Raw genomic sequence first — 25,931 nt, 5'->3', positions numbered from 1 at the left:
CTACAGCCTCGGCATCGCGTCCGGCCGCACCTCGCGCGCCTGCGCCGCCAAGCGGATCGCGGCGTTCGGGGCGCCGAAGCCCTGGTAGTTGCGACGCTGCACGATCTCGAAGAAGAAGCGCTCCTCGAAGATGTGGGTGTAGACCTGGAAGAACTCGGCGTCGCCGTCGCGGTCGTACAGGATCTCGTTCGCGCGGAGCGCTGTGATCGTCTCGGGCGCCAGATCGTATTTGGCTTCGAGATCGTCGTAGTAGTTGTCGGGAATGTCGAGGAAGCCGGCGCCACGGGCGCGCATCTCGGCCACCGCCGCAAAGATGTCGTCGCAGGCGAAGGCGATGTGCTGGACGCCCGAGCCGAAGAACTCCGAGATGAAGCGCGACGACAGCGTCCGCGTCGCGGTCGAACCGTTGAGGATGAAGCGCAGGCTGCGGTCGCCGTTGACGATCGCCTGGCTCTGCACGAGACCTCTGGGGTCGGCGATCTCCATCTGCGGCAGGCGCGAGAAGTCGATGATCCCGGCATAGAACAGCAGCCAGGACAGCATCTCTTCATGCGGCATCGACTGCGCGATGTGATCGACGGCCAACAGCCGATCAGTCGTCTTGTCGCTGGCGACCGCCTCGAAGTCGACGTCCCAGTGCCGGCCGTGGGTGTCGAGGAAATACAGCAGGCTGCCGCCGACACCATGGATCGCCGGAATCTCCAGTTCGCCCGGCCCGACCGGCTGCGTGAAGGTGCGTGTCCTCAAGGACTGTGCCCGCGCCATGGCGCGCGCGGCGCTGTCGACATCCAGTGCCAAGGCGCAGACGCCGGGCCCATGCGTGACGTAATGCGAATGCGCAAAGCTCGCCGGCTCGCAATTGATCACCAGCTCGATTTTGCCCTGCGACCAGCGCTGGACCGCCTTGCTGCGGTGCCGCCCGGTGTTGCGGAAGCCAAGCTGGCCGAACAGTGCCGCGAGAGACTCCGCCTTGTCGGCACTGACCGCAAATTCGACGAAGCCGATGCCGTGGCTCTTGACGCGAGGTTCGAAGCGCGGCTCCGCCGCGGCCGGCATCTTTCCGGCGAGATCATCCTGCAGCAACAGCAGCGAACGCATGCCGTCGACGGCCGTGCGCGGCGCCGAGCCGGCGCGGAACTGGTCGTTGAAGATTTCGAGCGACAGCGGTCCGGAATAGCCGGTCGCGGCGACGGCCTCCATGAACTCGCCGACCGGCAGATCGCCCTGCCCCGGGAAGCTGCGGAAGTGCCGGCTCCAGGACAGCACGTCGAGCTCCAGCTTCGGCGCGTCGGCAAGCTGCACCAGGAAGATCTTGTCGGCGGGAATGGCGCGGATCGCATTGGTCGGCAGCGCCGGCGCCAGCGCGTGAAAACTGTCGAGGATGACGCCGATCGCCTTGTGATCGGCGCGGCGCACGATCTCCCAGGCATCGCGGTAGTCGTGCACGTGGCGTCCCCAGGCGAGCGCCTCGTAGCCGACGCGCAGGCCGCGTTTTGCGGCGCGCTCGCCCAGCTCGTGAAAATCGGCGGCGGCCCGGTCGATGCCGCCGAGCGAGAGCGGCGACACGCTGCTGCAGATCAGCAGCAGATCGGTGCCCAGCTCCTGCATCAGGTCGAATTTGCGCTCGGCGCGAATGAAGTTGCGCGCGCGCTGCGGCTCCGGCATGCCCTCGAAATCACGGAACGGCTGATAGGCGCAGATCGAGAGGCCCAGATCGCGGCACATCTGCCCGATCTCGCGCGGCCGCATTCCGAACGCGACGAGATCGTTCTCGAAGATCTCGACCATCTCGAAGCCAGCGGCGGCGATCGCCTTGAGCTTCTCGTCGAGTGCGCCTGAGATGGAGACCGTTGCGATCGAGCGCTGGTTCATGCCGCCGTCTCCTCCATCGCGCCGCCAAGAAACAACTGTCCGACCCGCGGATCCGCCAGCACGCGATCGGCCCTGTCGATGATCCGGGTACGGCCGAGCTCGAGCACGATGCCGTAGTCGGAGATCTCCAGCGCCGAGCGCGCGTTCTGCTCGATCAGCAGCACCGACACGCCTTTGTCGCGCAGCTGCTTCAGCATGTCGAAGGTCTGCTGCACCATCAAGGGCGACAGGCCGATCGAGGGCTCGTCGATCAGCACGAGCTGCGGCTCGAGCAGCAGCCCACGCGCGATCTCGAGCTGCTTCTGCTCGCCACCCGACAATGTCGAGGCCTGTCGGTCCGCCTTCTTGCGCAGCACCGGGAACACGTCGAGGGCGGACTCGACGCGGGCCGGCAGATCGATGTTGGCCGGCGCGGCCACGCCGCCCAGCTCGATGTTATGGCGCACCGACAGCTCGCCAAAAATGTTGCGCCCCTGCGGGATGTAGCAGATGCCGGCGCCGAGCAGCGCGCGTTGGCTGAGACCGGTCACGTCGCGGCCCTTGAAGACCACCTTGCCTTCACGCAGCTTCAGGAGGCCGAAGATCGCCTTGAACACGGTCGACTTGCCGGCGCCGTTCGGTCCGATCACCGTGGTGATCGATCCCTTCGGCACCGAGAAGGTGGTGCCGTTGAGGATCGTCATCTTGCCGTAGCCGCCGACGAGGTTCTGGACGTCGAGAATGGGTTCGCTCACGGCCGCCTCCGTCAATGTCCGAGATAGGCTTCGATCACGGCCGGATTGGCCCTGATCTCGTCGGGCTTGCCGATCGCCAGCACCTTGCCTTCCGCCATCACCATCACGCGCGAGCACAGGGACATGACGAACTCCATGTTGTGCTCGATGACGACGAAGGTGGCGCGGCGCTCGCGGTTGATCGCGATCAGGCGCTCCTTGAGATCGCCAAGCATGGTCGGGTTGACGCCGCCGGCGGGCTCGTCGAGCAGCACCAGCCGCGGCCCGCCCATGAACGCCATCGCGGCATCGAGCAGCTTCTGCTGACCGTAGGACAGGCCACCGGCCGGTTCGTTGGCAAGATGCTCCAGCTTGAAGAATCCGATCATCTGATCGGCGGTCGCGGTGAGACCCGCATCCGACGGACCGAGCAGGCGCGACAGCATGCTGCCGCGATGCTCCTGGCCGGCCAGGATGAGATTGTCGCGCACCGACAGCTTGGGAAACACCTGCAGCAGCTGGAAGGTGCGACTGACGCCGAGGCGATTGAGCTCCGACGGCCGTTGGCCGGTGACGAGCTTGCCGTCGACCCTGACCTCGCCGGCGCTCGGCACCAGCTGGCCGAGGATGCAGTTGAAGAGAGTCGACTTGCCGCAGCCGTTGGGGCCGATCAGGCCGAGGATCTCGCCCTCCTGCACGTCGAAGCTGACGCCGTCCACGGCGGTGATGCCGCCAAAGCTCTTCTTGACGTCGCGAACGTCGAGGACCGCGGTCATTGTGCCGCCTCCAGCTTGGATTGAGCCGCCGCGCGCAATGCAGACGCCGCCTGGGTCCGACGCGAGCTGAGATAGCGGTCGAGAATGCCGAGGATGCCGGTCGGCGAATAGATCAGCAGCAGAATGACCGCCACGGCATAGAGCATCAGGTAGTAGCCTTCGGCGAAGCGCAGCCACTCCGGCAGCAGCACTGCGATCATGGCGCCGAGGAAGGGTCCGAACATGAAGCCGGAACCGCCGACGATCACCATCATCAGCAGATCGAGCGAGAGCTGCAGGTTGAACGGCACGGGATCGACATATTGCGTCAGCGGCGCATAGAGCACGCCGGCGATGCCGCCGAGCACCGAGCCGATCGCGAACGCCATCAGCGTATAGCGGCGCGTATCGATGCCGAGCGACTGCGCGCGGATCGGGTTCTCGCGCAGCGCCATGAAGGCGCGGCCCCAGGGCGAGCGGATCAGCCACCACATCGCGAGCGTGACGAGCGCGAGCGAGCCGAGGCAGAGGTAGTAGAACGGCAGCGGCTTGCGGAACGAAAAGCCGTAGATCTCGGGACGCGGGATGTTGCTGATGCCGTAGATGCCGTTGGTCAGCCAGCTCTCGTTGCGGAACACCAGGAACATCAGCGTCGAGAAGGCGAGCGTGACGAAGGCGAGATAGTGATGCTGCACGCGCAGCGCCGGATAGCCGAGCAGCCAGCCGACGGCGAAGCAGATTACGATCACGAGCCCGAGTGCCGCGATCAGCGGCCAGCCATGGGCCGTCAGGATGGCGGCGCCATAGGCGCCGATGCCGACGAAGGCGCCCTGTGCCAGCGACACCTGCCCGGCATAGCCGAGCGTCAGGTTCAGCCCCATCGCCGCGATGGTCATCACTGCCCACTGGCTCAGGATGTACAGGCCGTAGCGGTTGAAGTTCATCGGGATGATGATCAGGCCTGCGATGACCACGACGGCCAGGGCAGCGAGGAGCAGTCTGCTGTGCTTGCTCATACCGTGCGCTCCTCGGCTCGTCCGAGCAGGCCCTGCGGCCGGAACAGGATCATCAGGATCAACAGCAGCATCGGAACCGCTGCGCGGTACTGGGTCGAGACATAGGCAGCGGCGAGATTGTCGACGATGCCGATCAGGAGACCGCCGGCGATCGCGCCGCGCACCTGGTTGAAGCCGCCGACGATCGCGGCGATGAAGGCGGCCTGTCCGAGCACCTCGCCACTCGAGAACTTGGCGAGATAGATCGGCGTGATCAGCAGCGACGCCAGCGCGACCAGCACGGCGTTGATCAGGAAGGTCAGAAGGATCATGCGCTCGACCGGCACGCCGATGATGCGCGCCACCGTCGGATTCTGCGCCGCCGCCTGCATCTGATGGCCGAGCGAGGTGCGGTTCAGGAGCATGGTGAGGCCGACGACCGCCAGAATGGCCACGGCGAGGACGCCGAGGCTCTGCAGCGAAATCGCACGTCCCAGGATGGAGACGTCACCCACCGGAACGATCGAGGGGAACGGCGAGGCCTCGGCGCTGAAGAACTGCTTCACCGCCTCCTTGATGCCGATCGCCAGCGCCATGGTCGCGATCGCCAGCGGCAGCACGCCATGCCGCAGCATCGGATCGACCAGCAGCATCTTGAAGCCGAGACCGAGCAACAGTGCCGACAGCAGGATGCCGACGAGCACCGCGAGCCAGAACGGCGCGCCGACATGCATGACGGCGAGCATCAGGAAGGCCGGCAGCATCACGAACTCGCCTTGAGCGAAGTTGATGGTCTGCGAGGTCTGCCACAGCAGCGTGAAGCCGACGGCAACGAGCGCGTAGATGGCGCCGGTGGCTAATCCCGCCACGATCAGGTCGAGCAGATTGGACATGGTTTCCCCGTGAGCCCTTGGGTGATGGCGGCGCCGGGCATCCCCTCCCAGCACCGCCGATCGACCGTTGTCCTCAGTTCAGCTTCGGCAGCACCTGCTTGACGACCTGCTTGCCTTCGACGACCTCGACCAGGAAGCCCTGGCGGTCGATGTCGCCGTTCTGGTCGAAGGTGACATCCATCAGGATGTTCGGCTCGGCCGAGGTCTTGATGGTCAGGCCGTGCAAGGTGTCAGCGAACGCCTTGGAGTCGACCTTGCCCATTTTCTCGGTGGTGGCCTTGACCATGTAGATCGCAAGATAGCCCTTCAGGCCGTTGTGATCGGGCACGTAGTTGTACTTCTTCACGAAGCGGTCGCGGAACGCCTTGATGGCCTCGACCGGCGCGTCGGTCGTAAGGCCGACATGGCCGCGAGCGCCGTTGGCGGCGTCGCCGGCGAGCTCGATGACCTTCTGGCCGACCAGCGTGGTCTCGCCGATCAGCGGCGCGGTCACGCCCTGGCGCTTGATCTCCTTGAGGATGCGCGCGCTCTCTTCCTCGTTGACGTAGATGAAGACCGCGTCGGGAGCCGCCGCCTTGATCTTGCTGACGTCGGCGGCGAAGTCCGCCTGGCCGGCTTCGGTCGAAAGGTCGGCCGCGACCTTGATGCCGAGGCGGTTGAACTCCTTGGTGATGACGTCGCGTCCGCCGCGGCCGAAATCGTTGTTGACCCAGACCACCGCGACCGACTTCGCCTTGAGTTCGTCGTTGATGTACTTCGCCACCTTCGGCATCGAGGACTGCTGGCCGAACGAGGTGCGGAACAGGAACTTGTTGCCGGCCTGCGTCAGCTCGGCCGCTTCTCCGCCCATGATCTGCGTGATGCCGGCTTCGGCCGCCAGCGGCGCCGTCACCTTCACCGAGCCGGAATAGCCCGGCCCGAGCAGCACGTAGGGCTCGCCGTCGAGCGCCTTCTGCACCTGGGCGCGGGCGACGCCGGGGTTCGACTGCGAGTCGGCGTGGCTGACCTCGATCTTGCGGCCGAGGATGCCGCCCTTGGCGTTGATCTCCTCGACGGCGAGATCGATGCCGTTCTTCCAGTTGGTGCCGACGGTGGCGCCGCCGCCCGAGAGCTCGGCGACGTTGGCGATCTTGATGGGGGCGCCGGACTGCGCGTAGGCGGCTCCGGACATCAGTACGGCCGAGCAAAGGCCAGCCAGGATGATCGATCTCACGTTGTTTCCTCCTCTGATTAAAACGCTTGTTTGCGTTTCTTGCTTGAACGACTTGTTCCGGCGCGTATTGGCCGTCGGCTCAGGCGGCGTCAACCGCCCGATATCTCTCCGCCATGTGATTGTCGAAGGCCGCGCCCATCGCTTCGGTCGACGGCGCAAGACCGGTGAACAGCTCGAAGGCATCCGCGGCCTGATAGATCGCAAGCTCGCGGCCGAGCAGGACCTGCGCGCCCCTGGCTTTGGCGGCCTTCAGCAGCGGCGTCCACAGCGGTGAATAGACCGCGTCGGCGACCCAGAGATCGGCCCGCAGCAGATGATCCGGCACCGGCGTACCGCGGTTCGGCAGCATCCCAATCGGCGTGCCGTTGACGACACCGACGGCCCCCTGCAGCGCCGCTTCGACGCTGTCGGCGACCGTCACCGTCGTGCCGGCCGGCAGCAGGCTGGCGAGCTTCTCGGCGCGCGACCGCTCGGTGTCGTAGATGCGCAAGGCTGCGACGCCGAGGTTCGCAAGTGCGAAGGCAATGGCCTTGCCGACCCCGCCCGTCCCGATCAGCGCCACGACGCCGCGACCGGTCTGGCTGACCAGCGGCGCTGCAGCGCGTTCGAAGCCGGTCGTATCGGTGTTGTGGCCAATCAGCCGGCCATCGCGAACCACGACGGTATTGACGGCGCCCATCGCCGCCGCCTTCGGCGCGAGTTCGTCGAGCAGCTCGACCACGGCTTCCTTGTAGGGATAGGTCACGTTGACGCCGGAGAAGCCCAGCCGGCGCACGCCCTCGAGCAGCACCGTCAGGCCGGCCCGGTCGGCGCCTGCGACCTCGATCAGCTGGTAATGGCACCGCACGCCGAGCGCCGCCGCGGCGTATTCGTGCATTGCGGGAGAAGCCGAATGCGCGATCGGCGCACCGATCAAGCCGGTCAGGAATTTGCGGGCTTTGAGCGCGGAAAGATCAGGCACGTTCGCTTCAGTCTCTGCTGCCGCTTCGCGCGATCGCCGCACGAGCGATGAATGTCGCTGTGGACGATAGCGCGTTCGCCAGCTAACACAATTACCCAAATATCCGCCGAACCTAACATCATGTTACTTTTTACCGGCAGCCGCCTTGACCGGCTTTGCCACTTGACGGCGGCCCGGCTCCAGCGCGCGCATCTCGGCGCGCAGGCAATCGATGAAGTGCTCGGCATAGAGCGACAATGGCGTATCGCGCTTGACGGCGATGTAGGTGTCGAAACGCGTCGGCTCGGCAATCTTGATCAGCTCGATGCCGGGATAGCCGCCATGGGCCACCGTGAACTGGTCGATGACGGCAATGCCGAGCCCGGCCTTCACCAGCGCACACACCGTGGTGCCGAAGCGCGCCTTGATCGAGATGTTGTAGCTCAGTTTGTTGCGCGCGAAGATCTCGGCCATGATCCGGCCGTAGGGATCGTTCGGATCGATGCCGATCAGGGGATAGCGCGTCATCTCCGCGGCCGAGACCTGCTTGCGACCCGCCAGTTCGTGACCTTCAGGCACGATGCAGAACAGCTCGCCCGAGGCCAGCGGCATGAACTCGAGTCCGGAATGGTCGAGCCGGTAGCTCATCGCCACGCACTCGCCCTTGCCCAGCATCAGATAGTCGATCGCCTCCTCGATCTTGAGGATGTTGATGTCGATGCCCAGGTCGGGATAGCGGCGGCGGACGCGCTCGATCGCGCGCGGTACCATGACCTGCGAAATGCTCGGCACCGAGCCGACGCGTAATTCCGACAGCGCGCCGCGGCCGATGTTGGAGATGATGTAGCTGAGGTCGTCGACCTTCTCGTAGACGCTGTTGATCTGCTCGAAGATGTTCTGCGCCTCGGGGGTCGGGAAGTAGCGGCCGTTCTGGCGCTGGAAGAAGCGGATGCCGAGCGAGCGCTCGGTGTACTTCACGAGACGGCTGACGCCGGGCGCCGACACCTTCAGGAGCCGCGCAGCGCCGTTGATGGTGCCGGTCACCATGACCGCGCGGATCACCTCGACCTGTCGCAACGTCATCATCGGCGCGGCCCCTCCCCGACGCGCGCGGCCGTCACGGATTGCCCGGCGGCGTCAACACCACCGGCGGCCGCGGCATGGGCCTGGGTCGCGGCGGCAGGGCGCCCGGCGCCGGCTTGATCTCCACCGGCGGCGGCAGCGGCGCGACCTGAGACTGGCTTGCGGCAACAGGCGGAACGGCCGCCGCCGGCGGCGCAGCGGCCGGAGCCGACAGCGGCGCGGTGAGCGGCGGCACGGCCGCGCGCGGGCCGCCGAGCCTGGCGCGCGGATCACGCCGCGGGTCGCGCCCGGGCAACGGCACCTCAACGTTGCCGGGCACGGCCGCATTGGCATCGGCACCGCCCGGCAATGACGCCGTCGACGACGGGTAGACCGGCGGCGGCTCGCCGCGCGCGATCGCATCCAGGCGCCGCGTCTCGCGATCGATCGCGCGGACCGCGAGCCACGACGACAGCGACGTGACGTCCAGCGCCCGCGTCAGCGCGTCCGGCGTACCGACCACGAACAACTGCAGCTCCGGACGGCTGTTGGCATTGCCGACCGTGTTCGAGCTGAGGCTGGCGCGGATGTCGGCCTGATCGGCGGGAATGTCGAAGCCGCCGGACACGATCGTGCGCGCGCCTTGCGACTCCAGCGTGGTGGCGCCGACGCGCAAGCGGCCATCGCGGATGATGAAGGGGATCTGTGCCGAGGCCACCGGCAGGCTGCCGGAGGCCAGCGCCGGCTCGACCACCTGCCGGAGCTTGCCGTCGTCGCCGAGCTGTCCTGCATCGGCGGCACGCAAGGCCGCGTCGAACGCGCGCGGATCGAGATTGGGGATCGATGCATTGTCGAGCGTCACGGTGCCATTGCCCGAGAGCGCATTGACCAGCCCCTGCACGCTGCGCCCCTCGGCGGCCAGCGTCATCTGCGCCGACACCCTGCCGGCCGGCATCTTGAGGCCGCGATAGCGCAACGCGCCACCATCGATGCCGGAGAGCTCGACGCGGCCGTTCAGCACCAGGCCATTGGCATTGGGCCGCGCCTCGACGGTGGCCGTCACCTCGCCGCCGCCGAGCTTGCCCTTGAGGTTTTCGATAGTCAGCGACTGACCGTCGCTCTTGATCGCTCCGCCGAACGGACGCAGGTCAGTCCCATTCATCACGGCGCCGTTGAGCGACTGGAACGCGACGCGGCCGCGCCAGCCCTTCAGCAGGCCTGCCCCCAGCGGCTCGGCCTGCTCGCGCCCGGCTGACCCGATCAGCACCGAGAAGATCTGCGGGACATCGATCGTGTCCAACCCGAGTTCGCCGTCGACCTGCTTGTCGTCGTCGAGGTTCATCGCCAGCCGGCCCCGCAGCCGCGAGCCGCCGATCGTGCTGTCGATGTCCTCGAGCGTCACCCGGTTGGCGGCGAGTGCAAGCCGCCCGAACAGGCGGATGTTCTGTGCCGCCGTATCCTGCGGCTTCAATCCCAGCAGCGGTGCCAGATTGGCTGTGCGCAGACGCAGATTGACATTGGCCTTGGTGGCATCGCCCCAGGGCTCGACCGTGCCCTGAGCTTCGCCATCGAGTCCTGCGCCCGACAGTTTCGCGTTCACGCGCAGCGGCGTCCGCCAGCTGCCGGTCACGCTCGACTGGAACTCGGCCGGGCCATTGCCAACGGCCGCGACGCGATCGAGCCCGAGCAACGCCATCACGACGTTGCCCTGCTCGGCCGAAACCCGACTTTCGACGCTGAGCTCGGTGCGATCGATCGCATCCACCTCGAAGCTGCGCAGCGCCGCCGCCGACGGTTTTGCGATCAGCGTCGCGGAGCCTTTCAGTTGCGGGGCGTCGAGATCGAGCACGGCTTTCGCCTGGCTGCGGTCGGCATTGCCGGGGTCCTTGGCCAGATCCAAGGTCAGCTTCAGCCGTGCCGCGCCCGCGGGCGTGCCGAGCGCGTCGAACCGCGCTGAGATCTGCGGCGCCAACGGCTGCACCAGCGCGGTGATCTCCTTCAGCGAGCCGGCCAGCGACGTGACGACCAGGCGTCCGGTCGCGTCAGTCCGGTCGAAGCGCCCGGAGCCTTCACTCGTCACACCGCCGCTCTGGCCGAACTTCAACTGATCGACGGCAATTGTCTTCGGATCGTAGGAGAAGCGCGTGGTGAGCGGGGTCAGTTCCTGGCCGCTCAGTTTGGCGCGGCCGACATCGAGCGCGACGCTGGCTTCCGCCGGCCACTCGCCGGTGACGCCGACCAGCGACCGCGTCATGGCCATCGCCGCATCGAGATCGAGACGGTCACCCTTCAGCACGGCCTCGAAACGCGTGCCGCCTCCAGTGGGACGGTTGATCAGGGCGACGCGGCCGTCGACCGAGCCGCCGTCGATGTCAGCCTTGAGGCCGTTGATCGCGACCCGCTCCGGCGCCACGTTGAGGTCGCCGCGCAGACGCAGCGGGCGCTGGGTCCGATAGCTGGTGTCGCTACGGCCCTGCAACCAGGCGACGAGCGCATCCGGCTCCGAGGAGTCGAGATCGAGCGCGCCGGTGAAGCCTGATGTGACCGAGGTCGAGATGCCGATGGTCCGGAACGTCAGATGCGTCGAGCCGGGCGCGCGCAGATCCACCTTCTCGAGGCTCCACGCGGTGGTCTCATTGTGCAGGTTGGCAGTGAAATTCTGCACCGGCCGTCCCGAGAGCATGATCTGCTCGGTCGAGAACTGCACGCTGGCCGGCACCGGCAGGGTCGGCAGTTGGGCGATCCAATTGCGCAGCGCCGGCAGCACACGCGCGGGCGCCATCGCGCGCCGGTCCTTGAGGTCCCCGCCCGACAGCAGCTTGTCGGCATCGAGCTGCCGCGCGGAGAGCGAGGCGCGCAGCATCGGGGCAGCGCCGAACTTGATGTCGCCGCTGCCGGCGAATTTCAGCGACCGCTCCTCCTCGCCGAACGTCACCTCGATCTGGTCGAGCTTGGCAGCGGTCGGATCGCCGCCGACCTTGGCGGCGATCCGCCACGGCGTGGCGCCGGCCGGCAACGTCGCGGTGGCCTTGGCAGCAGGAGCCTTGTCGGAAGGAGCTTTGGCCGCAGCGGTCTTGCTACCGGCTTGATCCGGCGCGGCCTTGTCCCTGCCGTCGCCCTGCTCCTTGGGCGGCGACGACAGCGTGAACGCGCCATCGAAGCGCGGCGCCCGGCTGGCGAAACTGATCAGCCCCTCGAGATCGGCCACGACCGGACGCTCGCCCGGGTCGACATTGAGATGAACACGCAGGCCGCTGGAGTCCTTGTCCTGGCTCGAGGACACCCGGAACGGGTAGCGGCCGCCGCGGATCGACACGGCGCCGTCGCCGCGCAGCGAGCCGGCGAGCGAGCGGACGTCGCCGGAAAAAACGATGTCGGTCAGTTCGAGCGTCGAACGGCTGGCCGCGTCGTGCAGCGCGACCCGGCCGGTCAGATTGAGCCGGTCGATCGCCAGCGACGCGAGGTCGAAGCGGCCCGAGGCGGCCGGCAGGTCGACCTGGCCCTTGGCGTCGAGGCCGAAATCGGCGGCCATGCCGCCGACCGTGAGCTCGTTGGCCCGCCACTCGCCACGCATCAGATCGCCGAGGCTGAGCTCAAGGTCGAGCTTGTCGGCGCGCAGCTTGCCGAGATCGTTGGCGCCGCCAAAGGTGACCTGGCGCAGCCGCAGCGTGGGGGTCGGCAGCAGCCGTGCGTCCAGCGCACCGGCGACCCGCACGGGCACGCCAATGATCTTGCTCGCCTCGGCCTCGAACTGCGGCCGGAACTGGTTCCAGTCGACGAAATACGGGCCGATCAGCGCAGCAAGGAGCGCAAGGATGAAGGCAATCGCCAGGCCGAGCAGGGTCGTCTGCACGGGGTCTCCCTCAAAGGACAACGCTCCGGCGTCCCAAAACCTTCAGCCCATGCGGGCGCGGCCCCACGGACGTCGATACCGGAGCGCTGCATCATATAGGATTAAGTATGGCGAAGTCACAGCGCTGTCGGTCTTTCCGGGGGCGTTGCACAACAACTCCGTTAACGAAGATGGTTACCAGTGCGCCGGCAGCCGCTTGAGGCCGCGCAGCACGAAGGTCGGCCGCCACTCCGGGTTGTCGGGATCGTCGAGCTTCAGCTCCGGCAGCCGCCGCAGCAGGGTTCCGATCGCCACCTCGGCCTCGATGCGGGCGAGCTGCGCGCCCAGGCAATGGTGGATGCCGCCACCGAACGACAGCGGCTTGACGTTCGCCCGGGTGATGTCGAGCTGCTCCGGATGATCCGGATAGACCGCCGGATCGCGGTTGGCCGACCCCAGCAGGCACAGTACGGTCTCGCCCGCCGGGATCCGGCGGCCGCCGAGATCCTCGATGTCCTCGAGCGCCACCCGCCCGGTCAGTTGCACCGAGGAATCGTAGCGGAGGAATTCCTCGATCGCATTGGTGATCAGCTCGGGGCGCGCCTTCAACAGCGCCAGCTGGTCGGGATTGCGATACAGCGCCAACAGCCCGTTGCCGATCAGGTTGACTGTGGTCTCGTGACCGGCGCCGAACAGCAGGATGATGTTGGCGGTCAGCTCCTCGTGCGAGAGCTTCGCGCCGTCCTCCTCCGCCTGCAGGAGCTGCGTCGTCAGGTCGTCGCCGGGCTGCTTGCGGCGCAGCTCGAACAGATGCTGGAAATACGCCGTGGAGACCGTGTTGCCGGCATTGCCCTCGGCGATCTCCGCCTTCGACAGCGGCACCGGATCGAGCAGCCGGCCGCTCTCGCGCGAGCTCTTGTAGAACGCCTCGCGATACTCTTCGGGAATGCCGAGCATGTCGCAGATCACCGTGACCGGCAGCTTGAAGGCGAAGTCCTCGATCAGGTCCATCTTGCCGCGCGGGATGATCTCGTCGAGCGCGCGGTCGACGATCGCCTGGATCCGCGGCCGCATGTCCTCGACCCGGCGCGCCGTGAAGGCCTTCACCACGAGGCCGCGCAAGCGCGTGTGATCCGGCGGATCCTGCTGCAGCATCCAATGGCTCATGCTGCGGAAGATCGGCTCGTTCATGATCTCCGGGCCATAGCGGCGGATCGAGCGGGCGACAAAATCCTTGCCGAAGCGCTTGTCGCGCAGCACGAGGCTCGACTCCGCGTGCCGGCTGGCGAGGAATGAGCCGAACGGCGTCACATGCACGGGATCGTTGTCGCGCAGCTGCTGATAGAACGGATAGGGATTGCGGATGAACTCCGGCGACAGCGGATTGAACAGCGGCGCGGCCTTGGCAGCCTGGACATGCTCGTTCATGTGGTCTCTCTCCCAGATCTGGCCGGATTAGCTCACGGCCCCGTCGCTATGGCAAGTCGGCCAGCTCACACATCATGCCGCAGTCCCGGCCACCGTCTTTAACCTGTGCAACTGGCCGGCCACGACGCGAACCCGGCGCGGCGCCGCGATCCAGACCGCGGCGGCCGAAACGAACGCGCCGGCGAAGGCGATCGCAAAGCCCGGCGTGTAGCTCGATGTGTGATCATACAGCACGCCGGTCACCCATGGTCCTGCGGCGCCGCCGCACAGCCCGATCATCATCAGCGTTCCGAAGATGCTGCCGAATTGCGCGCCCTGAAATATTTCCAGCACGACCGCGCCCATCACCGAGGTGATGCCGTAGCCGAGCGCCCCCTGCGTCGCGACCATTACGTAGACCAGCACGAGCGACGGCGCGGCCTTGAGCGCGATCAGCGCGGCGAAGCAGATCGCAAAACCGAGACAGCCGAGGCCCCACACCGCCTCGCGGCCGAGCCGGTCGGACAGATGACCGAGCGCGATCTGCCCGGGAATGCCGAGCAGGCTGACGGCGCCGAGCGCCCACACCGCGACGTTCGAGCTGAAGCCGATCTCGAGCAGGTATTTCGTCTGATGCACCTGCACGGCGTACCAGACGTAGAGGCCGAAGAAGTAGCCGAGCGCGAGCCACCAGAACCGCGTCGTGCGCAGCGCGCGCGACAGTGTCCAGTCGATACCGGCCCACGCCGGGTCGACGATGTTCGACGCAGGCTTGGCGGCATTGGCGAGTGGCGCGGCATCGCCGTCGGGACGCAGGCCGATCTCCTCCGGCTTCTTGCGCAACAAGAGATTGATCGGCGCGAGCACGACCAGCACGACGATGCCCATCGCGGTGCAGGCGGTGCGCCAATTGGTTTGCGCGATCATGTGCTGCACCCAGGGCAGCAGCGTCATCGAGCCCAAGCCGACGCCGGCGAAGGCGATGCCGATCGCGAGCCCGCGGCGGCGGATGAACCAGTTCGGCAGGAACAGCGATTGGCCGGAATAGCCGAGGCAGACGCTGCCGGAACCGACCATCACGCCGATGGTGACGTAGAGATGCCAGGGCTGCGATGTCAGCGGCGCCAGCAGCAGGCCGCCAGCCATCAGCGCGACGCCGAGTTCCATGACGGCGCGTGGTCCGGTGCGGTCCATCAGCCGCCCGATCAGTGGGCTGACGATGCCGGAGGCGACGAAGCCGAACGAGAACGCGCCGGCGGTGACGCCGCGGTCCCAGCCGAATTCGGCGAGGATCGGCGGATAGAACAGCGAGAACGCGGTGCGCGCATTGACGCCGACCGCCATCGTCACGAAGGTCACGGCGACGATGACCCAGCCATAATAGAACGGCAGGCGCATTGTTGTTGTTTCACTCCCTGGTGCATCCTTCGCATCATTTGCATGCGAACGGGTCAAGGATTTTCTGCTCTCGCACCGGCGGCGTCAGCTACCTCCGAGGTCATGTGTGCAGCGCACCGTCGTCATCCTCGCTGGTCGTCCCGGCCTCCGCGCCGGGATCCATACCGCGTGATCTCGCGAGGAACGTGGCTGGCAATTGCGCGTCTCGTGGCATCCGGTGGCTATGGGTCCCGGCTCAAGGCCGGGACGACACCGAATGTGTGATGCGCTTGCCGGGTCACGGCTACACATCCTCGCGGCGCGACGCGCCCGAGTTATGCTTGGTGACTCACCCTCCTCCAACAGGAGGGCGCAGGGAAGGCCGGGCGCTGGCCGCGCCCGTGGCCCGCCTGCTCAAAAAATGCAGGCGGCAGGTACCACAGGTTTGGCCGGAGACGCCCGGCCCTCCCTGCGCGATGGTCTTAACGCTTATAGGCAGGCTTCCTGGCGCTCGGCTTGTTGGCCGCCATGCGCGACAACGCGTTTCACACGCTGCGCGGAGATACCAGCGTCGAGGTATCAGAACCCTGCAACTTCACGTCCGCAAGATCATCGTTCGTCCGCACATCCAAGGACATGCTGCAACATCTCACGGCCACCGCTCCCCGCCCCGCGTGTCGTGACGATCGCGCGCAACGCCCCTCCGAAGTGAGGCGGGATGTACGAGAAGATCGCGGTGATTTGCCCGACGACACAAGGGAAATCGGCTGCGACAAAGTAACCCGACGGGCAAAGCATGCGAGGCCGTCATTCCGGGTTCAAGGCCTGCGGCCTTGCCCCGGAATGACGCCATGGGGTGACGGCGAACTAATCAGTTCAGCGTTCTACGCCGCGGCCTTCACCTCGTCGGCGCCATGGAACGCGTACACGTCCATGCGCAGCACGCCGTAATTGGCGCTGTTGTGCAGGCGCTCGACGCGGGCGCCTTCGCCGGCCGCGCCCAACGCGGCGAACAACGGCAGGAAGTGCTCGTCGGTCGGGTGGTTCTCGCGCGCGTGCGGCGCCAGGTGGCGATAGTTGACGAGATCGTCGACGCGTCCTTCGATCGCGGCCTGGTGCACCCAGTCGGCGAAGTCGACCACCCAGGACGGCGCGGGATCGTCGATGTCGAGCCGACGCTTGCGGAACTCGCCGAGATTATGGGTGAAGCTGCCGCTGCCGATGATCAGCACGCCCTCGTCACGCAACGGCGCCAGCGCGCGGCCGAGCGCGAGGTGATGCGCAGGCCCCTGCTCGGTCTGGATCGACAGCTGCATGACGGGAATGTCGGCGTGCGGATACATCAGGAGCAGCGGCACCCAGGCGCCGTGATCGAGGCCGCGCTCGCGATCGGCGCCGACGGGAAAGCCGGCGGCGTGCAGGCGCTCCGCGACGGCGCGGGCGAGATCGGGCGCGCCCGGCGCGGGATAGCGCAGCTGATAGAGCTCGGGCGGGAAGCCGTAGAAATCATGGATCGTCTCGTTCTGAGCGACGACGTTGACGGCGGGAATGTCGGTTTCCCAATGCGCCGAGATCACGAGGATGGCCTTGGGCCGCGGCAGGCTGTCGCCGAGGCCGGCGAGGAAGTCACGCGCCGCCGAGGCCGTCAGCGGCAGCATCGGCGAGCCGTGCGACAGGAAGATGCTGGGCAGGGTCATGTCATCGCTCCTCGTTCTCTTTCCGAATATCTCAGCTGGCACGTCGACCACAACTGTCGTCCCGGCCTCGAGCCGGGACCCATACCGCGTGATCGCAATTTGAGGCAGGCTGGGCGTCGACCAGATTGCTCAACTCAGTCCGGCCGGTGGTTATGGATCCCCGCTTTCGCGGGGATGACACCGAGTTTGGAGCGACAGCAGCCGCCTTCGCCGTCAATGCGCGCTGCGCAATTGGCCGCCGGCAAGGCTGGCGCGGAGGCTGCCCAGCGCATAGGCGCCGTCGCCGAGCAGGGCCTGGATCACCAGGGTGACGGCCCAGAACGCCGGATACTCCCAGCCGCCCTTGGGATTGTTGAAGAAGAAGCCGGCCGAGCCGTGCACTGTGAAGATGGCGCCGAGCAGGATCGGCACGGCGGCGAGCGCGACCCAGCGGGTGTAGACGCCGAGGATCAGGGCGATGGCGGCAAGGAGCTCGGCGGTGATCGTGACATAGGCAAGCTCGGGCGGCAGGCCGATGCTGCCGAAGAATTTCGCGGTGCCGGCCGGCGTGAAGACGAGCAGCTTGAGACCGGCATGAGCCAGGAACAGACCGCCGAGCGTCAGGCGGAGCAGGAGCGCGGCATAGGGGGCGGTACGGGAATCGATCATCAAAACCTCCGTGGGGACCCCCGCGATATGGATCATTTCTCCCGAGACGATAATCCGGTATAATGGAAATTCAATTCACACTGTCAGAGTGAGATTGAGCTTGCTCGACCGCCTCACCGGTCTCGAGGTGCTCTCCAAGGTAGCCGGGTCCGGCAGCCTGTCGGGCGCCGCGCGTCTGCTCGGGATGTCGCCGACCATGGTCACCAAGCATCTCGCGGCGCTCGAGACGCGGCTGGGGGCAAAACTGTTTCATCGCACCACGCGGCGGCTGACGATCACCGAGGCCGGCCGGCGCTATCTCGATCTGGCCGAACGCGTGCTCGGCGATTTCGAGGCCGCCGAGAGCGCGATCGCCGCTGAAAGGGTCGAGCCGCGCGGCCTGCTGCGGATCAACGTCCCGCTCGCCTTCGGCACGCGGCAGATCGCGCCGCTGCTCGCGGGGTTCGCGGAGCTGTACCCCGGTGTCAGCGTCGAGCTCGGACTCAACGACCGTCTGGTCGACCTGATCGAGGAAGGCTGGGATCTCGCGATCCGGATCGCGGCGCTGAAGGACTCGACCCTGCGGGCGCGGCGGCTGGCGCCGTGCCGGATGATGATCTGCGCCGCGCCCGCCTATCTCGCAGCGCATGGCACACCGCGCACGACAGCCGATCTCGCCGGCCATAATTGCCTCGGCTACACGCTGGCCGCCGCTGGTCCGTCGCGCTGGCGCATGGGCGGCAAGCCGGCGGTCGATGTCACCGTGAACGGCAACCTGCGCGCCAACAACGGCGATGCGCTACTGGCAGCGGCGCTCGCCGGGCAAGGCCTGATCTACCAGCCGACCTTCATCGTGGGCGACGAGCTCCGCTCGGGGCGGCTGCGGCCGGTGACGATCGACGTGCCGCCATCGGATCTGCTGGCCGTGCACGCCGTCTACCTGCCGGACCGCACCCCCTCGGCCAAGGTGCGCGCCTTCATCGACTATCTTGCCGCGGCGTTCGCGCCGGAGCCGCCTTGGGATCGCGACCTCGCGTGACCCAGCCGCATGGAGCCATCGACATGACGGATCAACCACCTGATCACGCGCTGCACTGGCCGATGTTGCGTTCGTTGCAGGGCTGGCGGATCAGCACCCTGCCCGCCGACCTTGCCGCGGGGCTGACGCTGGCGGCGATTGCGATTCCCGAGCAGATGGCGACCGCCAAGCTCGGCGGCTTCACGCCGGAGATCGGCTTCTTCGCCTTCGTGGCGGGGTCGCTCGCGTTCGCATTGTTCGGCGCCAACCGCTTCCTGTCCTGCGGCGCCGATTCCACCATCACGCCGATCTTTGCCGGCGGGCTGGCGCTGCTCGCCGCGACCGGGTCGCCCGAGTATGGCAGCCAGGCCGCAGCGCTGGCGCTGCTGGTCGGAATCCTGCTGGTGCTGGCCGGCGGCTTCCGGCTCGGCGGCATCGCAAATCTCCTGTCGGTGCCGGTGACGGTCGGCTTCCTGGCCGGCATCGCGGTGCACATCATCGTCTCGCAATTGCCCGGCGTGCTCGGCCTGCCACAGCCGAGCGGGCCGACGCTGGCGCGGATCGCGATCATCGCCGGCGAACTCGGCAAGACCAACGGCTACACGCTCGTCATCGGCTTCGGCGTGCTCGCGACCGTCACGCTGTGCGAGCGGATCAGCGCCCGCATTCCCGGTGCACTGATCGCGCTCGTCGCTGCGACGCTGTTCGTGATCGGAGCCGGGCTCGAGGGGCGCGGCGTGCCGGTCATCGGCACCCTCTCCGGCGCCGTGCCGATGCCATCCGTGCCGCTGATCGGACCGGAGCAATGGGTCAAGCTGGTGCCGCTGGCATTCCTGATTGCCGTCGTGGTGATGATGCAGACGGCGGCGACGACGCGCTCGTTCCCCTCCGAACCGGATCGCCCGGCCGATGTCGACCGCGATTTTCTCGGCGCCGGCGCCGGCAGCGTGCTCGCCGGATTGTTTGGCGCGTTTCCCGTCAATGCCAGTCCGCCGCGCACCGGCATCGTGGTCGAAACCGGCGGGCGCTCGCAGGTCGCCGGCCTGCTCGCGGCCGCCATCGTGCTGCTGCTCGTGCTGTTCGGCGCGCGGCTGCTGTCGCATGTGCCGGAGGCGGCGCTCGGCGGGGTGCTGCTGTTCGTCGCGCTGCGCATCATCCGCATGGCGCAGATCGTCACGGTGTACCGGCAGTCCAAGGGCGAGTTCCTGCTGATCCTAGCGACGGCGGCCGCGATCGTGGTGCTGCCGATCGAGCAGGGTGTCGCGCTCGGTATCTCGCTATCGCTGCTGCACGGCATCTGGAGCACGACGCGCGCGCATCTCATCACGTTCGAGCGCGTGCCGGACACCACGATCTGGTGGCCGGCCCATCCGCACATCCGCGGCGAGGAGCTGTCCGACATCGCCGTGGTCGGCTTCCAGGCACCGCTCAGCTTCCTCAACGCGGCCACGTTCCGCGCCGACCTGCAGCACATGCTGCGGCGCCGCCGTCCCCAGCTCCTCGTACTCGAGGCGAGCGCGATGGTGGAGATCGACTTCACGGCGGCGCAGGCGCTGCGCGAGGTGATCGCGTTGTGCAATGCTGAAGGCATCGTGTTCGCGGTGGCGCGGCTGGAATCGCTGCGCGCGCAGGCGGCGTTCGACCGCTTCGGCCTCTACGACGTGCTGCCGCGCGACCGCGTCTTCCGCAGCGTCGATCTGGCCTTGCAGAAGCTCAGGCCGGCCTGAGTTGAGCGCGATCAGCGGTGCGGATACAAATCGTTACGAATTGCAGTGCGGCATGACACATCCGGGCAAAGTTCGGCGACGAGAACTCCTCCCTTCATGACGCCCGAGGCCTAGGACAAGGATCATCGTTCATGCGCAAGCTGCTCCCGTTGCTGTTCATCGTCGGCACGATCGCCACCGCACAGGCCCGGGACACGAGCGCCGTGCGCCAGGCTTGCGGAAGCGAGGTGCGCACGCTGTGCGCCGGAATCATGCCGGGCGGCGGCCGCATCAAGCAGTGCATGATCGAGAAGTTCGACAAGCTCTCCGATGGCTGCAGGCATGCGCTGAAGGACGCGAAGGCGCAACAGGGCGGCAAATGAGTCCGCGTACGAGAGCGTGCGCTGCAGAACGCACCAGCTGCCGTTGTTCATCTTCCTTGCAGCAAAGAAGCTGTAGTGATTGGGACGCTGTGAAGCTGCAGCGATGCGTCGCATGATCAGCAGAAATGCGCGGCATGAACATCGCAGCGCTACCCGCTATGGTATCAGAGCGAGGTTTCGCGACGTCGAAAAAATTGCGAAACCAACTCGCGTGCGACAACGTCTAACGACTGTACTGATTCCCAACCAACGAGAGGACCGCACCGCAATGCGCAATCTGTTCACCTCCGCCCTGCTCGGCGCGACCGTCATGCTGGGTGCATCGGCGGCGCAGGCCTTCACACTGCCGGCCCAGCCTGCCTCCCCGGACAGCAATATCGAGAGCGTGGCCGGCGGCTGCGGTCCAGGCTGGGCCCGTGATCGCTGGGGCAACTGCCGCCCCGCCCCGCGCGCCTATTACGGTTATGGTGGCTACGGCCCGCGCACCTGCTGGATCCGCCCGACCCCCTACGGCCCGCGCCGCGTCTGCCGCTGATCTGAGCGCAAGCAAAAGCGCCGCCGCATCCAGGATGCGGCGGCGTTTTTGTATTTGGTGCCGTACTAACGAAGTGAGATCGGCACTGTCGCCGCGCGTTCAGTGAACCCCCTCTCCCCGTTCTTCACGGGGAGAGGGTCGGGGTGAGGGGCAGTCGCGCGGGTGGTCCGAATGGCGAGCCTTCGAATCGCTCAGCCTCACTGCAACTGGTCGATGCGATCCGAGAAGAGGGTTCAGTCCCTCTCAAACAATTCCTGTGCCGCTGCCCCCTCACCCCCGCCCTCTCCCCGTGAAGAACGGGGAGAGGGAGCGCAGCGTGCTCGGAGCGAGAGCGCGGGACAGATGTGGACTCAGTTCGCCGGGATGATCTTGCCGGGGTTGAAGATGTTCTGCGGATCGAGTGCCTGCTTGACAGCGCGCATGGCGTCGAGGGCTTCCTGGCCGAGCTCGGACTTCAGATATTTCTGCTTGCCCTGGCCGATGCCGTGCTCGCCGGTGCAGGTGCCGCCCATCGCCTGGGCGCGCTCGACGAGGCGGTGCATGAACTCCTCGCCGCGCGCCATCTCGTCGGCATCGTCGACGTCGCACATCAGCGAGCAGTGGAAGTTGCCGTCGCCGACATGGCCGACGATCGGCGAGGTCAGGTTCAGCCGCGCCAGATCCTCCTCGGTCTCGCCGACGCAATCGGCGAGACGCGAGATCGGCACGCAGACGTCGGTCGCGACCACGCCGGCGCCGGGCCGGATCGCCTTGACGGACCAGTAGGCGTCGTGGCGCGCCTGCCACAGCTTGGTGCGGTCCTCGGGCTTGGTCGTCCAGCTGAAGTCGCCGCCGCCGCATTCGGCCGCGATCTCAGCAAAGTTCTTCGACTGCTCGGCGACCTCGGCCTCGCTGCCGTGGAACTCGAGCAGCAGCAGCGGCGTCTCCGGCAAGGTCAGCTTCGAATAGGCGTTGCAGGCCCTGACCTGCGCGGCGTTGAGCAGCTCGATGCGGGCCACCGGAATGCCGGTCTGGATCGCGAGGATGGTCGCCTGGCAGGCGCCGCGCACGGTCTCGAACGAGCACGCGGCGGCGGCGATCGTCTCGGGGATGCCGCGCAGCCGGATGGTCATTTCGCAGATGATGCCGAGCGTGCCCTCGGCGCCGACGAACAGATGCGTCAGGTCGTAGCCGGCGGCGGATTTCTTGGCGCGGGTGCCGGTCTTGATGATCTCGCCGTCGCCGCGCACGACCTTCAGCGCCAGCACGTTCTCGCGGATGGTGCCGTAGCGCACCGCATTGGTGCCGGAGGCGCGCGTCGAGGCCATGCCGCCCAGCGAGGCGTCGGCGCCAGGATCGATCGGGAAGAACAGGCCCTGGTCGCGGAGATATTCGTTCAGCGTCTTGCGGGTGATGCCGGGCTGGATCACGCAGTCGAGGTCCTCGGCATGCACCTCCAGCACCTTGTTCATGTCGCGCATGTCGATGCAGATTCCACCGGCCGGCGCGTTGACCTGGCCCTCCAGCGAGGTGCCGGTGCCGAACGGAATGATCGGCACGCCGAGCGGAGCGCAGATGCGGACGACGTCCTGGATGTCGACGGTCTCCTGCGCCAGCACCACGCCATCCGGCGGCTGCGTCGGCAGCCAGGTCGTGGTATGGCCATGCTGCTCGCGCACGGCCTGCGAGGTGATGAGCCTGTTGCCGAAGCGGGCCGCGAGCGCGTCGAGCGCGCTTTTCAGCGCCTCCGGCGCCGGCCGTTTCAAGTCGTGATGAGGGATCGTCGTCGCCACTGCTTCCTCCGAAAGTTGGGCGGACGGTGGCAAAGGACGCAACAAGGGTCAAGGGAGCAAACGGAAGAGCCGATGAGCGATAATGCAGTGCCCACACAAGCCGGCGCGGGGCCGTTCCTGTCGTCCATCATGCAGATCGAGCCGCAATGGATCGACTACAACGGCCATCTCAACATGGCCTATTACAACGTGATGTTCGATCGCGCGATCGACCAGATCTGGGCCGAGCTCGGCATCGGCCCGGCCTACATGCAGGAGCGCCAGGGCTCGACCTTCACCGCCGAATGCCACGTGCGGTACTTGCGCGAGATTCATCTCGGCGATCCCGTCCAGGTCGCGGTGTGGCTGATCGCCGCCGACGAGAAGCGGCTGCATACGTTCGAGGAGTTGCGCCATGCGGAGGAAGGCTGGATCTCGGCAACCTCCGAGAACATGTCGGTCCACATCGACATGACCAGGCGCAAGGTCGCGCCGTTCCCGCCGGACATCCAGGCCAACATCGGCCGCATGCAGCAGGCTCATGCCGCACTGCCGCGGCCGGACGGCCTGGGACGTGCCATCGGCATGCCTAAGAAATGAAGGCGATTGTCCGCCGCTACGCCGGCAGGCCGGCATCGGACAATCCCTCGAACACCCGATTCGAATAGGCGTCCGGCAGCGGCGGCATGCCGCGCTGGACCTCGGCCAAGGTCAGGTCCGGATAGCCGGCGCGCAGCGCCGTCAGGCTGCGCAGGGCTTCGGAGCGCTCGCCCGCCAGCACGTGCGAAGGGCACAGGGTCCGGTGCACCCACAGCGACGACGGGTGCTGCCTCAAGCCGCGCTGCTGCCAGCGCGCCGCCTCCATGTAGGTCCCGGCGGCGAAATGCGCGCAGCCGATTCCTATGACCGCGTTGAAGGCGAGCGGGTCCTGCGGCGCGAGGTCCAGCGCAATCCGGAAGCGCTCGATCGCGGACGCTGCATCACCGCGGTAGACATCGAGCCAGCCGCTGCGGCTCCAGGCCCAGGCGGCGCCGCCGTCCAGCGCGAGCGCCCGGCCCACCACCTGCTCGGCCTCGGCGAGCTCGTCCAGCAAGGTGAGCGCATTGCCGAGTACGCACAGCACGGTCGCATCTGCGAGTTCGGTCGGCACGCGCTGCGCCAAAGCGCGGCCAAGCTGCCGGTCAGCTCTTGGGGCGGTGCCGAAATGATAGACTGCGCGCTGGCCGTAGACCCAGGCCGCAAGCGCAGTGGCCAGGGCATGACCAGGATCGCGAGCGATCGCCTGATGCAGCAACTCGAGCGCCCGGCGATTGCCCTCGGCGTCGAGCGACAACACGCCGGGCATGGCGCGCAGCGCGAGATCCTGCGCCGTCAGCCCCTCATCCGGCTTGCGCAGCGCCCGATCGATCTCGGCGCGGCGCACGCTGGGGAGCAGCGATGCGGCAACGCGGGTGGCCAACCTTTCGTGACTGTCGGGCTCCCACTGCAGCATGACCTCGCCGCGATGCGCCCAGATCAGCCCGCCGCTGTCCTGGTCGATCAGCTGCAGCAGCAGCCGTGACGCACCATTCCGACTGCGGAGAGACGCGTTCATGTGGTAGCGCGCCGCCTGCGGCTGCGTCGTCACGGCAAATCCCGCGCGAGTCAGCGCCAGTGTGAGCTCGGCCGCGAGGTCGTCGCCCAGTTCGCGCGCGCCTGGATCGGCGGCGATCATGGCGAAGGCAATGGTCGGCCGATCGCGGACGGCTGCAAGGGTGGTGCGCGGCGCTGCGAGCTTCGCCATGAACACCGCCTGCCGCTTCAGGGTGTCCGACGGCGTCTCGCCGTGACAGCGACGATAGCCGGCGGCGAAACGGCCGTAATGCGGGAAGCCGCAGCGTAGCGCGACGTCCATCACTTTCTCGCCGGCGCGGCCCTGCAGCAACTCGACACGGGCGCGCGCGTAGCCGATCTCCTGCAGCACCATCTGCGGCGACCGGCCGATCGAACTGACGAAATGGCGCTGCAAGGTGCGTCCGGACACACCGGCCACCTTCGCCAGTTCGGCCAGCGTCCAGCGCCGCCCGAGGTCGTGGTGCATCGCCTCGAGCGCGCGCCGCACGCTGCGCGGTAGAGGCTGCCGGGCAGCCAGGGGAACCTGCTCTTCGTCCATCATGAGACGATGTCCATTCGCCAATGGGTCACGGGGACGGCCGAAAAGTTCACGATCCGGATGGCCGTGTCGCGATCTGGATAGGCCGAGCCGAGGGCTGCCGCGTACGTCTGTGGACAGGACGCGCATCGGCGCGGCATTCCCCGACAGGAGACCATCATGACCTCATCACCTGCAAATCAGGCCGGCGTGACCCTCGAGCCGGATTTCACCGCGCTCAAAGCGCGGCAGCACGGCGCATGGTCGTCCGGCGACTACGCCATCGTCGGCAGCACGCTGCAGATCGTCGGCGAGGACCTCTGTGAGGCGCTCGACATCCGCGCTGGCCATAAGGTGCTCGACGTCGCCGCCGGCAACGGCAATGTCACCTTGGCTGCGGCGCGGCGGTGGTGCGACGTCGTCTCGACCGACTATGTGCCTGCCCTGCTCGATCGTGGCCGCCAGCGTGCCGCCGCCGATGGTCTTGCAGTTCAGTTCAAGGAGGCCGACGCGGAGGCGCTCCCCTTCGATGACGGAACGTTCGACGTCGTGGTCTCGACCTTCGGCGTGATGTTCACGCCGCAGCAGGACCGCGCCGCCGCCGAGCTCGCGCGCGTCTGCCGCAGCGGCGGCAAGATCGGACTGGCCAACTGGACCCCCGACGGCTTCATCGGCCAGCTTTTCAAGACGCTCGGCAAATACCTGCCGCCGCCGGCCGGCGCCAGGTCGCCGGCGCTGTGGGGCACCGAAGCACGCCTTCGCGAGATGTTCGGTCATGCCGCCGCCCACATCGGCTGCGACAGGCGCCATTTCACGATGCGCTATCGCTCGCCGGAGCACTTCGTCGACGTGTTCAAGACCTACTACGGCCCGGTGCTCAAGGCCTTCGCGGCGCTCGACGGCGACCGGCAGGCCGAGCTCAGGCGCGACATGCTGGCCCTGATCGGATCGCTCAATCGGGCCGAGGACGGCACGATGGTGGTGCCATCGGAATATCTCGAGGTGGTCATCACCAAGCGCTGAG

The 25,931-nt window shown here is 67.1% G+C and carries 21 protein-coding genes; 6 read left to right on the top strand and 15 right to left on the bottom strand.

What is annotated here, in order from left to right; genetic code table 11:
- The 13 genes from ACQR1I_RS07305 to ACQR1I_RS07245 form a co-directional block, all read right to left on the bottom strand.
- Complete coding sequence (locus ACQR1I_RS07305) at positions 1-1,872, bottom strand: bifunctional sugar phosphate isomerase/epimerase/4-hydroxyphenylpyruvate dioxygenase family protein (RefSeq protein ID WP_434868952.1); 1,872 nt, start codon at positions 1,870-1,872, stop codon at positions 1-3.
- A complete protein-coding gene (locus tag ACQR1I_RS07300; protein WP_434868953.1) occupies positions 1,869-2,606 on the bottom strand; it encodes an ABC transporter ATP-binding protein in 738 nt (245 codons plus the stop codon). Before ACQR1I_RS07300 ends, ACQR1I_RS07305 begins: the two co-directional genes overlap by 4 nt.
- Before the next feature lie 11 nt (positions 2,607-2,617).
- The gene (locus tag ACQR1I_RS07295; RefSeq protein ID WP_434868954.1) at positions 2,618-3,361 is read right to left on the bottom strand and encodes an ABC transporter ATP-binding protein; all 744 of its coding nucleotides are present in this window, start codon (positions 3,359-3,361) and stop codon (positions 2,618-2,620) included.
- Positions 3,358-4,356 carry a branched-chain amino acid ABC transporter permease gene (locus tag ACQR1I_RS07290; RefSeq protein ID WP_434868955.1) on the bottom strand — a complete coding sequence of 333 codons (999 nt, stop codon included), beginning with the start codon at positions 4,354-4,356 and terminating at the stop codon, positions 3,358-3,360. Before ACQR1I_RS07290 ends, ACQR1I_RS07295 begins: the two co-directional genes overlap by 4 nt.
- Positions 4,353-5,228 carry a branched-chain amino acid ABC transporter permease gene (locus ACQR1I_RS07285; protein ID WP_434868956.1) on the bottom strand — a complete coding sequence of 292 codons (876 nt, stop codon included), beginning with the start codon at positions 5,226-5,228 and terminating at the stop codon, positions 4,353-4,355. The genes ACQR1I_RS07290 and ACQR1I_RS07285 overlap by 4 nt, the downstream gene beginning before the upstream one ends.
- A gap of 73 nt (positions 5,229-5,301) precedes the next feature.
- The gene (locus ACQR1I_RS07280; protein ID WP_434868957.1) at positions 5,302-6,441 is read right to left on the bottom strand and encodes an ABC transporter substrate-binding protein; all 1,140 of its coding nucleotides are present in this window, start codon (positions 6,439-6,441) and stop codon (positions 5,302-5,304) included.
- 79 nt (positions 6,442-6,520) lie between these two features.
- Entirely contained in the window at positions 6,521-7,402 is an 882-nt protein-coding gene (locus ACQR1I_RS07275) for a shikimate dehydrogenase (protein ID WP_434868958.1), read from the bottom strand.
- Positions 7,403-7,525: 123 nt separating this feature from the next.
- On the bottom strand, positions 7,526-8,467 hold the full coding sequence (locus ACQR1I_RS07270) for a LysR family transcriptional regulator (RefSeq protein WP_434868959.1): 942 nt from the start codon (positions 8,465-8,467) through the stop codon (positions 7,526-7,528).
- Positions 8,468-8,498: 31 nt separating this feature from the next.
- A complete protein-coding gene (locus ACQR1I_RS07265; RefSeq protein WP_434868960.1) occupies positions 8,499-12,296 on the bottom strand; it encodes an AsmA family protein in 3,798 nt (1,265 codons plus the stop codon).
- Positions 12,297-12,470: 174 nt separating this feature from the next.
- Complete coding sequence (locus tag ACQR1I_RS07260) at positions 12,471-13,703, bottom strand: cytochrome P450 (protein WP_434868961.1); 1,233 nt, start codon at positions 13,701-13,703, stop codon at positions 12,471-12,473.
- A 72-nt stretch (positions 13,704-13,775) separates the two neighbouring features.
- Complete coding sequence (locus ACQR1I_RS07255; RefSeq protein ID WP_434868962.1) at positions 13,776-15,080, bottom strand: MFS transporter; 1,305 nt, start codon at positions 15,078-15,080, stop codon at positions 13,776-13,778.
- Positions 15,081-15,943: 863 nt separating this feature from the next.
- Entirely contained in the window at positions 15,944-16,756 is an 813-nt protein-coding gene (locus tag ACQR1I_RS07250; RefSeq protein ID WP_434868963.1) for a DODA-type extradiol aromatic ring-opening family dioxygenase, read from the bottom strand.
- 213 nt (positions 16,757-16,969) lie between these two features.
- Positions 16,970-17,404: a DoxX family protein gene (locus tag ACQR1I_RS07245; RefSeq protein WP_434868964.1), complete on the bottom strand. Its 435-nt coding sequence runs from the start codon at positions 17,402-17,404 to the stop codon at positions 16,970-16,972.
- Between the two features lie 100 nt (positions 17,405-17,504).
- Between ACQR1I_RS07245 and ACQR1I_RS07240 the strand changes: the two genes are divergently transcribed.
- From ACQR1I_RS07240 to ACQR1I_RS07225, 4 genes are all read left to right on the top strand, one after another.
- Positions 17,505-18,422 carry a LysR family transcriptional regulator gene (locus tag ACQR1I_RS07240; RefSeq protein ID WP_434868965.1) on the top strand — a complete coding sequence of 306 codons (918 nt, stop codon included), beginning with the start codon at positions 17,505-17,507 and terminating at the stop codon, positions 18,420-18,422.
- Positions 18,423-18,445: 23 nt separating this feature from the next.
- Positions 18,446-20,128 carry a SulP family inorganic anion transporter gene (locus tag ACQR1I_RS07235; RefSeq protein WP_434868966.1) on the top strand — a complete coding sequence of 561 codons (1,683 nt, stop codon included), beginning with the start codon at positions 18,446-18,448 and terminating at the stop codon, positions 20,126-20,128.
- A gap of 131 nt (positions 20,129-20,259) precedes the next feature.
- Positions 20,260-20,490 (top strand): hypothetical protein, encoded by a 231-nt coding sequence (locus ACQR1I_RS07230; RefSeq protein ID WP_434868967.1) that lies wholly within the window; start codon positions 20,260-20,262, stop codon positions 20,488-20,490.
- Between the two features lie 268 nt (positions 20,491-20,758).
- Positions 20,759-21,025 (top strand): GCG_CRPN prefix-to-repeats domain-containing protein, encoded by a 267-nt coding sequence (locus ACQR1I_RS07225; RefSeq protein WP_434869113.1) that lies wholly within the window; start codon positions 20,759-20,761, stop codon positions 21,023-21,025.
- A gap of 350 nt (positions 21,026-21,375) precedes the next feature.
- On the opposite strand, the gene ACQR1I_RS07220 is transcribed toward ACQR1I_RS07225, so the two are convergent.
- Complete coding sequence (locus tag ACQR1I_RS07220; RefSeq protein WP_434868968.1) at positions 21,376-22,797, bottom strand: FAD-binding oxidoreductase; 1,422 nt, start codon at positions 22,795-22,797, stop codon at positions 21,376-21,378.
- Between the two features lie 72 nt (positions 22,798-22,869).
- Here ACQR1I_RS07220 and ACQR1I_RS07215 point away from each other — a divergent pair, with 72 nt between their 5' ends.
- Positions 22,870-23,376 carry a thioesterase family protein gene (locus ACQR1I_RS07215; protein WP_434868969.1) on the top strand — a complete coding sequence of 169 codons (507 nt, stop codon included), beginning with the start codon at positions 22,870-22,872 and terminating at the stop codon, positions 23,374-23,376.
- A gap of 16 nt (positions 23,377-23,392) precedes the next feature.
- On the opposite strand, the gene ACQR1I_RS07210 is transcribed toward ACQR1I_RS07215, so the two are convergent.
- The gene (locus ACQR1I_RS07210; protein ID WP_434868970.1) at positions 23,393-24,931 is read right to left on the bottom strand and encodes a helix-turn-helix domain-containing protein; all 1,539 of its coding nucleotides are present in this window, start codon (positions 24,929-24,931) and stop codon (positions 23,393-23,395) included.
- Between the two features lie 156 nt (positions 24,932-25,087).
- On the opposite strand from ACQR1I_RS07210, the gene ACQR1I_RS07205 reads away from it, so the two are divergent.
- Entirely contained in the window at positions 25,088-25,930 is an 843-nt protein-coding gene (locus ACQR1I_RS07205; protein WP_434868971.1) for a class I SAM-dependent methyltransferase, read from the top strand.
- Position 25,931: the final 1 nt, after the last annotated feature.

The sequence above is a fragment of the Bradyrhizobium sp. HKCCYLS2038 genome, from assembly GCF_051167655.1.
Taxonomy (GTDB): domain Bacteria; phylum Pseudomonadota; class Alphaproteobacteria; order Rhizobiales; family Xanthobacteraceae; genus Bradyrhizobium.
The sequence above is the reverse complement of the archived record's forward strand: the minus strand, read 5'-3'. Positions and strand labels throughout refer to the sequence as shown.

Bases quoted from the DNA above. Each gene is read 5' to 3' on its own strand.
- ACQR1I_RS07305 (WP_434868952.1), bottom strand. From the start codon at position 1,872: ATGAACCAGCGCTCGATCGCAACGGTCTCCATCTCAGGCGCACTCGAC.
- ACQR1I_RS07245 (WP_434868964.1), bottom strand. From the start codon at position 17,404: ATGATCGATTCCCGTACCGCCCCCTATGCCGCGCTCCTGCTCCGCCTG.
- ACQR1I_RS07230 (WP_434868967.1), top strand. From the start codon at position 20,260: ATGCGCAAGCTGCTCCCGTTGCTGTTCATCGTCGGCACGATCGCCACC.
- ACQR1I_RS07250 (WP_434868963.1), bottom strand. From the start codon at position 16,756: ATGACCCTGCCCAGCATCTTCCTGTCGCACGGCTCGCCGATGCTGCCG.
- ACQR1I_RS07290 (WP_434868955.1), bottom strand. From the start codon at position 4,356: ATGAGCAAGCACAGCAGACTGCTCCTCGCTGCCCTGGCCGTCGTGGTC.
- ACQR1I_RS07270 (WP_434868959.1), bottom strand. From the start codon at position 8,467: ATGATGACGTTGCGACAGGTCGAGGTGATCCGCGCGGTCATGGTGACC.
- ACQR1I_RS07215 (WP_434868969.1), top strand. From the start codon at position 22,870: ATGAGCGATAATGCAGTGCCCACACAAGCCGGCGCGGGGCCGTTCCTG.
- ACQR1I_RS07260 (WP_434868961.1), bottom strand. From the start codon at position 13,703: ATGAACGAGCATGTCCAGGCTGCCAAGGCCGCGCCGCTGTTCAATCCG.
- ACQR1I_RS07255 (WP_434868962.1), bottom strand. From the start codon at position 15,080: ATGCGCCTGCCGTTCTATTATGGCTGGGTCATCGTCGCCGTGACCTTC.
- ACQR1I_RS07225 (WP_434869113.1), top strand. From the start codon at position 20,759: ATGCGCAATCTGTTCACCTCCGCCCTGCTCGGCGCGACCGTCATGCTG.
- ACQR1I_RS07205 (WP_434868971.1), top strand. From the start codon at position 25,088: ATGACCTCATCACCTGCAAATCAGGCCGGCGTGACCCTCGAGCCGGAT.
- ACQR1I_RS07295 (WP_434868954.1), bottom strand. From the start codon at position 3,361: ATGACCGCGGTCCTCGACGTTCGCGACGTCAAGAAGAGCTTTGGCGGC.
- ACQR1I_RS07285 (WP_434868956.1), bottom strand. From the start codon at position 5,228: ATGTCCAATCTGCTCGACCTGATCGTGGCGGGATTAGCCACCGGCGCC.
- ACQR1I_RS07235 (WP_434868966.1), top strand. From the start codon at position 18,446: ATGACGGATCAACCACCTGATCACGCGCTGCACTGGCCGATGTTGCGT.
- ACQR1I_RS07210 (WP_434868970.1), bottom strand. From the start codon at position 24,931: ATGATGGACGAAGAGCAGGTTCCCCTGGCTGCCCGGCAGCCTCTACCG.